The 11,488-nt window shown below is 39.7% G+C and carries 7 protein-coding genes; 2 read left to right on the plus strand and 5 right to left on the minus strand.

Annotated features, from left to right (window positions below; all coding sequences use genetic code 11):
- Positions 1–64: 64 nt before the first annotated feature.
- Positions 65–1,114, plus strand: coding sequence for a murein tripeptide/oligopeptide ABC transporter ATP binding protein OppF (gene oppF / locus QNK26_RS01410; protein ID WP_413816340.1), 1,050 nt, complete (start codon positions 65–67; stop codon positions 1,112–1,114).
- A gap of 104 nt (positions 1,115–1,218) precedes the next feature.
- On the opposite strand, the gene QNK26_RS01415 is transcribed toward oppF, so the two are convergent.
- The 4 genes from QNK26_RS01415 to ushA form a co-directional block, all read right to left on the minus strand.
- Positions 1,219–2,628, minus strand: coding sequence for an endonuclease (locus QNK26_RS01415; protein WP_319220472.1), 1,410 nt, complete (start codon positions 2,626–2,628; stop codon positions 1,219–1,221).
- A 140-nt stretch (positions 2,629–2,768) separates the two neighbouring features.
- Positions 2,769–5,615, minus strand: a complete 2,847-nt coding sequence (locus QNK26_RS01420) for an ExeM/NucH family extracellular endonuclease (RefSeq protein ID WP_319220473.1) — start codon at positions 5,613–5,615, stop codon at positions 2,769–2,771.
- 51 nt (positions 5,616–5,666) lie between these two features.
- Entirely contained in the window at positions 5,667–6,743 is a 1,077-nt protein-coding gene (locus QNK26_RS01425; protein ID WP_319220474.1) for a porin, read from the minus strand.
- A gap of 83 nt (positions 6,744–6,826) precedes the next feature.
- Complete coding sequence (ushA, locus tag QNK26_RS01430) at positions 6,827–8,488, minus strand: bifunctional UDP-sugar hydrolase/5'-nucleotidase UshA (RefSeq protein ID WP_319220475.1); 1,662 nt, start codon at positions 8,486–8,488, stop codon at positions 6,827–6,829.
- Positions 8,489–9,345: 857 nt separating this feature from the next.
- On the opposite strand from ushA, the gene QNK26_RS01435 reads away from it, so the two are divergent.
- A complete protein-coding gene (locus QNK26_RS01435) occupies positions 9,346–10,203 on the plus strand; it encodes an outer membrane protein OmpK (RefSeq protein WP_319220476.1) in 858 nt (285 codons plus the stop codon).
- 408 nt (positions 10,204–10,611) lie between these two features.
- On the opposite strand, the gene QNK26_RS01440 is transcribed toward QNK26_RS01435, so the two are convergent.
- Complete coding sequence (locus QNK26_RS01440) at positions 10,612–11,076, minus strand: DUF1097 domain-containing protein (protein ID WP_319220477.1); 465 nt, start codon at positions 11,074–11,076, stop codon at positions 10,612–10,614.
- Positions 11,077–11,488 lie beyond the last annotated feature (412 nt).

Below are 11,488 nucleotides of genomic sequence, written 5' to 3' on the forward strand. Positions count from 1 at the left end.
AACAACCACAATTAATCCCGTTTGCTGGCGACCGTTTACGAGCCTGCTTCTCAGACCAGGAGACATGGTAATGACTGTTATTGAAAAGCAAAAAGTAGCCACAAAGCAAGATCAAGTTGCGCTACGAGCGCTACACAAAGAACTATTGTTGGAAGTTAATAACCTTAAAGTACAGTTTGATATTCCGTCAAAGTCGTTATGGCCTTGGGCGCCGCCAAAACCACTTAAAGCGGTTGATGGCGTGAGTATCAAATTATATGAAGGCGAAACGCTGGGTGTAGTAGGGGAGTCAGGTTGTGGTAAATCAACCTTTGCCCGTGCGCTTATTGGCTTAGTGCCAGCCGCTGCTGGGAATGTGGTTTGGTTAGGGCAAGATCTGACGCGTTTACCGCGCGATGAAATGCGTGAAAAACGCAAAGAAATTCAAATGATTTTCCAAGACCCGCTCGCATCGCTAAACCCGCGTATGACAGTGGGAGATATCATTGCCGAGCCATTACGGACTTTTTTCCCTCGACTGACGAAAGTAGAAGTGAAAGCGCAGGTGAAGGATATGATGACTAAGGTTGGTTTATTACCTAACGTGATCAATCGTTACCCGCATGAGTTCTCTGGTGGCCAATGCCAGCGCATTGGTATTGCCCGTGCACTTATTCTAAAACCGAAGATGATTATTTGTGATGAACCGGTATCGGCATTGGACGTATCTATTCAAGCGCAAGTCGTGAACTTATTACAATCGCTGCAAAAAGAACTGGGTTTAAGTCTGATCTTTATTGCCCATGATTTATCGATTGTGAAGCATATCTCGGATCGCGTATTGGTCATGTATCTGGGTAATGCCGTGGAGCTGGGTGAGTCAAAAGCCTTGTTCGCCGAGCCTAAACATCCATACACCAAAGCCTTGATGTCTGCAGTGCCGATCCCTGACCCGATACTTGAGCGTAATAAAAAGATTGAAATGCTAGAAGGTGACTTACCTTCGCCACTCAATCCGCCATCAGGCTGTGTATTTCGTACCCGTTGTCCGGTGGCGAAAGCAAGTTGCGCCGAGACTAAGCCGACGTTAACCGGTAATGAAGAACACGCTGTCGCTTGTTTGCTGGTGGCTTAAGTTGTAATTCTCCTATTCTGATGGAATAAAGGCTAGGTAGTAAAAAGGCTAATAAACAATGTTTATTAGCCTTTTTTGTTAACTGATTTTAAAGCTGTAAGTTATTAATCGGCCCAGATTTCGTTTACATATTCAGGATGATCAATGAAAGGATTGCGGTTGCCTTGATACTGGAAGGCCGCATCATTACGATATTGCTCTTTCGGGCTTACTGGATCATTTTCATTCCAGCGTTTCAGCATCGCAATTACCCAAGGTTCAAATACTTTATCACTACTACCATCTAATACTGCATTAGCATTGTCTGAGTTTGTTTCCCATGAGCCAATCGTTTTTTCATAGCGAGTTGCCATGTAAAAGTAGGCTCTTGCAAAATCACCTTTAAATTCATCGATCGGTTCAAATACTGTATCGCCCGTAAAACCTAAGGTAATGAGCTCTGCTGTTGGTGAGCCTAATTTACTGCCGTTTGATGACGTATAAGTAGCTACCTCAACTTCACCATATGGGAAGTTACTGCGTTTACCATTTACTGTACCATCAGTTGCAAAGATATGATGAACATCAGATACCATTGGAGAAGCTTTTATAAACCAGCTTTGTGGCATTGAATGTTCACGGTTATAACAGTCGCCTTCCGCTGAATAATTACCACATTGTTTAAGCACCGGAATGAAATTAAAGTTATCTGATGCAGATGGGTTTTCAGTGTACATATCTAAGATAGTATTATCATTTTCATAATAAGTATCTAATGAATAAGTTGACATGAAAGTCCACAAATTATTATATGTTTTGGTAGTGTGGCCTTTAATTATATCGTACAGCGCCGTTTTTAATTCAAAACCAGTTTTGCCTTCAGTACTTTGATAATACGCTTTTAACGCTTCAGGATCTTGACCAATAGCTGGCGGTGGTAGAAGTGCGTCAGGCTCTTTAGCTTCACCAGTTTCTAATAATACTAGGTTATCAATATAAATAACTTCAGACCCATCGAATGCACCATTTTTTGCATCGTAAAAGCGAGCTCCAATTTCAATATTTTTATCTTCAGTTGGTTTGTATTCGTAGCTAATTTCTTGCCATTGATTTACTAGGCTAGGGTTTGAATAAACGCTTGTATAGTCAGCTAAATAAAGTCGAGTTTTGACACCTCCGTCGGTATGATAAATCGACATGGAGAGTGTATATGTTTTACCATTGACTACGTCGACGCTTTGACGTAGATCTTTCTTGTCCCAAACCATGGTCACCGCACCAGAACTTAAACCAGTTTTAACCGTGGTATTATCTTCTGCTACTGTTATGCCTGAATCAATAGTAGGCCAGCCTGTAGGTGTGCCATCACTATTATACTCTTCAAAGCTACCATTAACGGCGACATCGACACCGACCGGTTTTTCCACGCCGACAGACGTATCACTACTAATTGTTTTGTTATCATCACTGCTATCACACGCGGTCAACGAGGTAAGTGATAATAGCAATATGGCTATTTTAGTTTTGTTATTCATGTTTAATTACCTATACATTTTAGTTCAAGAGGTTTTTTAACGATCAACGAATAGCAATCACATTAAATAACAGGATATTGATATCCTAGATTTTAGTAATAAGTGATTGCTTGTCTGTCGTTAAATTAGAGGGCCATTTATTACGCTTTAGTACGACGTAAGAAACCTAAACCTAACAGTGATAAAATACCAAAAATACCGAATGAACCACCCGTTCCATCGTTTTCAGTTACGGTAACTTTGGGTGTTAATGAATCAGTTTTCCCCACTTCAATCGCCATTGATTGAGTCAACTCTGGCATCAATTTACCATCACGTACTAATGTCATTGTTGCGTTGTAAGCTCCCGCCTTCATTCCATATACTTCAATAGCAACGACAGATTGACCATCTTGCGTTATTACGGCATTAGGAAGTGAAACCTCACTCATATCAACTTCAGATGATAATGATATTTCTGCAATATCCCCGGTTTTTACCAAGGTAGGTTTTGTCATCACGTAAGGGATGCTGGCAATTCCATTCTCAATTACTAGATGGACAGGCTGACCATCGCTGACTTCACCATATTTATATGACAAAGACATGATTGCAGGATCATGATCAGATGAACGATATGAATCGTCTACAACAAAGTTAACAGAACCATTTGGACCTTTTGAATACACTAGACCTTTTGTTTCATCTGAGCGGTATGTGCTGTAATCGTAATAAACTGATTCTGCAGCATTAATATGCCAATCTGTAGCATCAATAAGGCGAGACTCTAATGAAGGGGTAATTAAGATATGATCAAGAGAGCCAATTGAATCATCGTATGCATAGCTCCAACTTACGTCGCCACGTTCCTCATCTTTTTTACCTACAGCACTAATGTAACCATACGTGTTCTCTACGATGACAGGGTCACCTGAGTTACTAAACTGAGGGGTCTTACCGATGAAGGTGTCACGCGCAGTTTTGATCACTTTCTTCGTTGTGTTCTCTGTTAGAACTAAAATAGGATCTTCTTTTGCGTATGAATTCATATCGCCAATTACAACACGATCACCACCTATCTTTTCTAATTCGGTACCGAGTTGAACCGCTGCAGCTACACGGAAATTTTCACATTGACCCTGAAAATCTAAATCTGGTGCATCATCATTCCCTTGAGCATTTGTATACTGGCCTTTGTCATTAAATTGATCTGCGCCGAAATCAACACCTTCCCAATCCTCGTGGCATGTTGAACCTTTAGATTTAAAATGATTAACTGCAACAGTTACCCTTTTACCAGTTTGGTTTATAACGAACGTTGCTGTTACTGTATCCCGTTGGTAATTATCACCATTTTCTAATAGCATGCCTTTTTGATCTACCACTGCATTACCATTATAGTCACGAGTCACTGGCGCATGTTGTTGTGGCATTGGAATGATTTTAGTACTTTTAATACTTACTTTTGATGGGCGATAGATAATACCTGACGTGATAACATCAGAACCAATTGAATCGAGTTCATCCAATACGCTATCACCATTCGAATCGAAGCCAATAAATGCATACTTATTAATTGACGATTCAGGATCATTCTTATCTTCAGGTCTAGGGTTATAATATTTAGCATTAATTGCTTCTACAAATTCAGCAATTGTGCCGGTATCTGAGAAACCATTGTTTTCTATTTCCATCAAGCCAACGATATCAGCATTTAAGCCATATACAGCTTCTACTAGTTTGGCTTTTTGATGTTGATATTCTGATTCTGTATTGGCACCACGACTTCCGCCATGCAAGTTATCTGCTCCACCAAATGGAGAGTTAAATAAATTCAATACATTTTGAGTGGCAATTTTAATTGCAAAATGTCCATCTTCTACCGTTGTACTAAGCGTTGGTTTTGCAGGTCGCTCAGTTCGGTCGAAGTTGGAACTATCCACTTCTTTTGTCACAAGCAATTTATAGCCGAATTCACTCTCTACAATAATGCCTTGTATCGTTTTGATTTTATCATTAATACGAATCGCGTTATTGGCTGCATCTGTATGGAATGTTGGGTAATAAGCGATGGTGCCATCTTCAGCAGGGAAGACGCTGTCAATGATGAGAGTGTTACTGACGTTATCTAATTGTTGTTTTCCAGCAAATGAGGTTCCAGCAACAAACTCTTGGTTTGGCTGAACATTGGCACGCTTGTAAGAAGCACTCATGTTATTAGTGTAACCGTTGACGTTAAACCCAAAGCTACGTGTTATAACTAAGCCCTGATCACCAGCTTCATCATCATTCAAGTCAGCATTAATGATGACTTCGCTTCCTAGCGCTGCATAGCGTGCAAGCGCTGCTTGAAAAGAACCTTCGTCTTCAGCCGTCATTTTGAATATTTCTGGCGCAGCTGGTTCTACAGCATTACTACCATATGTTGCGGTTCCTAAATCAGAGTAAGTATTAGCAGCAGTTTCTTGCCAATTTTCTTCTATATATCTGATTGTATCGCCACTTGGAGTTAAACCGTCTGAAGTTGTGCGGCGTATAAACGATTTATTTTCACCCCACTTACTACCATTAACACCAATAACATCGACGACATTAATTCCACGCTTCAACAATACTTGATCATCACCGCTGAAGCCTAAGTGGTTATATTGGTGATCGGGAAGTAACTTAAAGCTAGTCGCGGCGACTTTTGCTCCTTTAATTTGCGCTATTTTAGCCGCGTCCATTTTTCCATCATAGATAACAAGCGTTTCGCCAGCGGCGATTGATTGTCCTGTGAAGATATTTTTGCCATCTGGATTAAGAACTTGATTAGAATATGAGCTATATTCAAGCGTGTCTTCATCTGTAAACGTATAGTCGCTTGTGCCTGTATTGGTTAATTCAATCGCGTTACTGTCATAGCTAGTACTTTCTATATATTCAGTAATGATAATATCATTCATACCAGCTTGAACACCTGCTGATAATACGCCACCAATGGCGAGGGCTAATAATTTCTTTTTCATAATTTACCTTAAAATTCGTTAACTGGTCCCTACATCGAAATGATGGGAATACTAGAAATAAACACGGCCGTAAGCGTAAGCATCTTGTGCTGCTTCGCCGACGTTACCTTCAATAGCAAAAATGACTGAGTTAGACGGGCGGAAGTTCACACCAATAGTGCCCCAAACGCGTTCGTCGCCCCAAGAGTATGGTGTCGCGCCGTGTTCAGCATTTTTGATTGCCCATTTTTCGTATTCTTCGAAGTTATAAGAACCTGTTACTTCCCATTTCGCGGAAAATTTGTAGCGGGCTGATACCAAGGCCCCTTTATTTCTCTGAGTTTCATAGTCATTATATACAGTCGTTTCAGTCGTCGTACCATCTGGACTTTGAACGTAAGTTGGAGCCGTTGGAGAAACGTCCTCATCTTCAAGATATGCATTTACACCGAAAGCAAGTTTGTCGTTGACGTTATAACGAGCGCCAAAGCCAAACAGGATTTGCTCGCCATATTTTGAGACGCCTGCAGAACCTGCGCGTTGTTCAACGCCAAATACTGCAGAGAGAGTGTCGCCGAAATAACCGACATAGCCGTTTACGACATCGCCTAATTTCGAACCAGATGATGACTCAGCTTCGTATGAGTAAGACGCCCCCATTTTGATACTTTTAAACTGGCCCTGGTACTTGATAGTTTTTTCTTGATCGCCTGCTTCACCCGTTTCAACTGTTGTATCGAATGTGAAGTCACCATATTTATCGTAATCATCAAATGCTGTATCAGTTAAACCGACTTCAATCGCATGATTTTCAGTAATGTTATAACCGATGAATACTTTATCAATGGCTAAAACCATATCGCCAGTACCGTATTTCCAGTTCTCACGTTCATAATCTACTTCAAGGCGGTAGTAAACTTCTTGGTAGTTACCCTTAATGCCTAAAGTGGCAAAGCTATCATCAATGTAGCTTTGGTCTTCGTTAAATTCACCATATTCATAATCAGCGCCAAAATGACCACCAACGCCTACTTCACCGTAGAGTTTTAGACTGTCGCCGTTATCATTTTTATAGATAGTTGCAGCTTGAGCTGCGGTACCTATAAATAAAGAAGAGAGTGCTATTGCAAGAGCAGTTTTCTTTAACATGTGTTTTATCTCTGTAAGGTTAACCGCACATACCTGTGCGGCTTAATTTTGAATGAATTTACTACACTTATATGAAACTTTTATTACAAGTGTTTTATTCTGCCTGTTGGTGCAAAGTCATTGATATTAATCGGTGAATTTGCTTGTATGTAGTCTTTTAGTGCTTCAGCGTCCACGTAGCCAGTATTTACAAATGCAGGGTGGTCGGTAATATTTGGATAACCATCACCACCTGCGGCATTAAATGATGGGATTGTGAAACGATAAGTCGCAGCAAGATCAATGGCCTTATCTGCAATCATCACGTTAGTCACATGATCGCCAGATACTGTCATTGAAATGCCTGCGAATTGTGCATAAGCACCTGAGTCACGGGTCTTAGTGCCCACTACATTGAGGTAATCCATTACTTCTGCGCCGGTCATATCAACATAAGTGATGATATTGCCAAACGGTTGGACAGTTAATACGTCTTTATAAGAAATATTACCTGCTTCGATTGACGCTCTCACGCCACCTGAATTCATGATTGCAAAATCAGCTTTTGCACGTTGCATGTGCGCAGTTGCAATTAAACGACCTAGGTTAGTTTGATTATTACGAACGATTTTACGTTCACCTTGAAGTAGACCATTACTTTCACCTATTTGGATGTTTAGCGCGGCTTGGCCTTTATCTTGAAATGGTTTTAAAGTGTCAAACACGACTTGGTCTTGTGCTATTTCATCTTGGATAAGTACGCGTACTTTTTTGCCGTCTGCATTTTTAACTTTTTTCTTCAAGTTAATAGGGATCAGGTTGTAAGATTGCAGTGTGAATTCGCCATTGATAAAGGTGTAATCTGCACGGCCAACGTATTTGCCCCATTCATGTGCTTGAACGATATCAGTACCATTTTGCTGGTCGGGTTTACAATCTTGCCCAGGTTTGAAATTAGCGTATTGATTATCGCCTTCCATACAAACGGGTTCTTGTGAGTGACCGCCGACGATCATGTCTAGGTCGCCTTCATTTAAATAGCGCGCTAGCTGAACATCACCTGGTGCATTTGAGCCATTGTCACCGTTGAGGTAATGACCCATGTGTGTTGCAGCGATAATTACATCTGGATTATGTGTTGCTTTAAGCTCGGCAATGACTTTTTTTGCTTCTTGTTTTGGATCTTTAAATTCAACTTCACCGATATATTCAGGGTTGCCGATGTTAGCGGTGTCCTCTGTGGTGAGGCCTATAACGGCTATTTTTATACCAGACTTATTGAAAATTTTGTAGGCATCGAACATACGTTCGCCATCTTTGTAGATGTTTGCAGCAAGAAAAGGAAACTCAGCCCAGCCTTCTTGTTTTGCTAATACGTCAAGTGGGTTATCGAATTCATGGTTACCGATTGCCATTGCATCGTACCCAATCATATTCATGCCGATGAAATCAGGTTCAGCATCTTGCAAGTCAGATTCAGGTACGCCGGTATTAATATCACCACCAGAAAGGAGTAATACAGAGCCACCTTCGGCGTTAACTTCATTGCGGATATTATTTACTAACGTTGCACGAGCTGCCATGCCGCGTTCGCCGTATTTGTTTTGCCAGAAATTACCGTGGTTATCATTGGTGTGCAGAATCGTGAGATTGTATTCTTTATCTTGGATCCACTCATGTGCATTTACTTGTTCTGTTGGTTGAGTGGCGCAGCCTGTCGCAATAGCGGCTGCAAGTGCTGTGAGTGCGATATTTTTATAATTCATTAATTAAACGCCTAAATAAATTGATATGAAGTTATAAGGTTTTTAAATCTGAGAGTAACAGCTAATCATTACCAGTTAAGGACTCATCAGATAAAACACATTTGTTAAAGTAACTATAAATACCAGCATTTTCGACTGCCCCCTCTTTTTTGTATTTTATACTCAAAAGAAGAATTAGAGCTATTACTTTAGCTAATTTTGTTAGGTAAAGGTTGCAATGCTAAGGGGAGGTAATTTAGCCCTATGTGATAGAAGTTTCAGCGATCAATGTCTCAATAATTAGATGTTTATAATGAAGCGCCTCTTATTTTTGTCAGTTTTGATTTTATTTAATGAGGATATTAGCGTTGCTAACCTCTATTTAATTGTGATGTTGTTAACATTTCAGCTGTTTTTTACATGAAATTCACAGTGTAAATTAATGATGGGTTAAATACATTTACCAGCATAATATGCTGCGCCGTGTATTTTATTTTTAATGCTTGTTTTGTCTTTTATCTGGTGTGTAAATATTATTAAAAATGATTTCAATAAAAATAGAAATTGGCAATAAACTGACCTTGGAGTCAGCTTTTGGCGTGGTTGGTGTTGAAATTTAGATACAGATGAAAAAAGAGAGGCGGATAAATTAACCATGAGTTTAAAGTTATGTAAATATTTTTAATATGTTTATAGCTTTCGTATTTACAGTGGTTAATAGTTCAAAATTTAGTGGATAATGCTGTGGATCACATTTATTAATATTTTTTATCATATTTTTTTCATCAACATTGAACTTTTTTGTAATCACGATACACTCGCGGCATAAAAATAGCGCTGGCTCATACAGAGCTGTGCACCATAAAATGGGATTAACTATGAAAAATGTTAAAAATGCAGCATTAGCTGCAACAACTCTTGCTGCTATCTCTTGCAATGCGTTCGCGGCTGATTATTCTGACGATATCCACAAGAATGATTATCAATGGTCACAGTTTAACTTAATGTATGCGATTGGTGAAAAGCCAAGCAGTGAAGATAACCTGAAACATGATTATTTAGAGATGGAATTTGGCGGCCGTTCAGGGGTTGTTGATCTATATGGTTATGTCGATGTATTTAATCTTTTAGGTTCTGATTCTAGCGATTCAGACAAAAAAGATGGCGCTAGCAAAATGTTCATGAAACTTGCTCCGCGTTTCTCTCTTGATGGCATGACAGGTAAAGATTTATCTTTCGGTCCGGTACAAGAAGTATATATCGCTACACTATTTAACTGGGGTGGCGGTGGTATCTCTGGTATTGATGCTGATACTGGTAAAGCTATTGAAGGTGATGTTAACAATGCATTCTTCGGTCTAGGTTCTGATGTGATGGTGCCTTGGTTAGGTAAAGTCGGTATGAATGTTTATGGTTTATACGATGCTAATGCTAAAGATTGGAACGGTTACCAATTCTCTATGAACTGGTTCAAACCGATTGTTAACTTTGACAATGGTAGCTTCATTTCTTACCAGGGTTACGTTGATTACCAATTTGGTGCTGATACCGATGCAAACCATGTTAGCAGTGGTGGTGTTATGTTTAATGGTATCTACTGGCACTCAGAGCGTTACTCTGTGGGTTACGGCCTAAAAGCGTATAACGATGTTTATACACTTGAAGATGGTGTAGCATTTGGTGGATTAGACACTTCAGGCTTCGCTCATTACTTCGCTGCATCTTACAAATTCTAAGAACCTAATCTTAGTATAAGTTTGTGGAGTCACGTCTCGCGTGACTCCTAATTTCCTTCAAGTACTCTCTTTCCCGCGCCGACTCTGTAAAAACTTACCCATTCAGTTTTGCTCTACACGCTATTATATTCATAGCTAACCATCGATTTATCTCGCTAATTAACTTCCACAACTGATCGCCATTTACTGCGCGTATTCTTCATCATGTGTTATTACACCTAGCGCAATGAACTTAGCTTTGGCAACCTTGAATGTATTGATAATGAATCTTTACCATTCATCATAATGGCATTTTATGGATGGATAATATGGATAAGTTCTAGATTGAGGAGATGCCCAAGAGCTAGTGATCAGCTAGCTCTCATTACGGGTTTGGGTATGAATTATTCGTGGACTAAATTGCAGGGATTAAGCGTGCTGTGGCGTCGTTTTAAAACTAACAAACAAGGCTGTTAATAGCGTCATACTATAACCGAGTAGGCCACCAAGCAGTAATGGTGGAATAATAGCTGTAACATCACCGCCCATGGCGAAAGTAATGCAGCAACCAATAAAAGCACCGGGGATAAAGGCCAGTTTGCTGTAACTGGCTTGCAAGCACATCATACTGGTGACGACACCTGTGAGTAGATAGCCTAATAGTGGGGTATCGACCCAACCACTGCCTGAAATCGCTAACCAAGCCCAAAACACGCCAGATAGATTAGTGAACCAAGTCATTAAGACGCCTTTAAATCCAGCTTTCGGCTGCGCGAAGAAAGTGCTGCAACTTAAAAAACCTATCCAAGTGACTAAATGAAACGTATCGGCGATACCACACCACAATGCGGCAAGTAGACCTGCGGAAAGCGCGACTTGATAACGATCTTGCATATTTGAACTCTATTAGATATAAATAATATTAGTGATTAAATTACCTTATAATCAAGAATAAAAACATGAAGGAGCTCTTAAATACGATATTAAAACCTGAATAGACCTAAAATTATCACTACATTATTATTTACCGGTGATTTATCAATGACCTCATGACGGCTTAAAGTTTAACCATTTTGTTGTGATAAATGGATCTGAACATTATAAGCATAATTTATTTTCGACTGATTTTCATCGGCACTATTACTTTTGATATAAGTATTTTTCTTCGTAAAAATAACCAGCCAATTTCAAATGAAAGAAATTTGGTTAGATCTTAGACCCAACTCGCACTTTTCTACTTAGAGACTAGAATTATCCTTATTTTGGACTATATTCAAGCCATCGAAACGTTTGCGCAAACGTTTCG

The organism is Moritella sp., assembly GCF_033791185.1.
Lineage (GTDB): Bacteria > Pseudomonadota > Gammaproteobacteria > Enterobacterales > Moritellaceae > Moritella.

Excerpts from the sequence above, each read along its gene's own strand:
- QNK26_RS01425 (WP_319220474.1), bottom strand. The coding sequence starts at position 6,743 with ATGTTAAAGAAAACTGCTCTTGCAATAGCACTCTCTTCTTTATTTATA.
- QNK26_RS01440 (WP_319220477.1), bottom strand. The coding sequence starts at position 11,076 with ATGCAAGATCGTTATCAAGTCGCGCTTTCCGCAGGTCTACTTGCCGCA.
- QNK26_RS01420 (WP_319220473.1), bottom strand. The coding sequence starts at position 5,615 with ATGAAAAAGAAATTATTAGCCCTCGCCATTGGTGGCGTATTATCAGCA.
- oppF (WP_413816340.1), top strand. The coding sequence starts at position 65 with ATGGTAATGACTGTTATTGAAAAGCAAAAAGTAGCCACAAAGCAAGAT.
- QNK26_RS01435 (WP_319220476.1), top strand. The coding sequence starts at position 9,346 with ATGAAAAATGTTAAAAATGCAGCATTAGCTGCAACAACTCTTGCTGCT.
- ushA (WP_319220475.1), bottom strand. The coding sequence starts at position 8,488 with ATGAATTATAAAAATATCGCACTCACAGCACTTGCAGCCGCTATTGCG.
- QNK26_RS01415 (WP_319220472.1), bottom strand. The coding sequence starts at position 2,628 with ATGAATAACAAAACTAAAATAGCCATATTGCTATTATCACTTACCTCG.